1 protein-coding gene is annotated in these 264 nt (G+C 60.6%); it reads left to right on the plus strand.

The features are described 5' to 3' along the window. Positions 1-78: 78 nt before the first annotated feature. Positions 79-264, plus strand: a 186-nt coding sequence (locus tag O4G76_RS20765; RefSeq protein ID WP_269399008.1) for a cupin domain-containing protein, incomplete at its 3' end; no start/stop codon positions are given.

Below are 264 nucleotides of genomic sequence, written 5' to 3' on the forward strand. Positions count from 1 at the left end.
TCGAGGGTCATGGGCCAAACATATGCCGCCCCACCCGAATTACCACCCGCAATCACACCAACTTCGGAGCCATAGTGCATGACGCAGGACATGAGCGCAGATGAGATTATCCAGACCCTTGGATTGGAACGTCACCCCGAGGGCGGCTGGTACCGCCAGACCTGGGTTGAGGACACCGGCGAAGACACCCATCGGGCCTCGTCTCGGCCCTGTGGCACCTGTATCTACTTCCTACTTGGCGCAGGCGAGCGCAGCCACTGGCAT

The sequence above is a fragment of the Limimaricola sp. G21655-S1 genome (assembly GCF_027213785.1).
Taxonomy (GTDB): domain Bacteria; phylum Pseudomonadota; class Alphaproteobacteria; order Rhodobacterales; family Rhodobacteraceae; genus Limimaricola.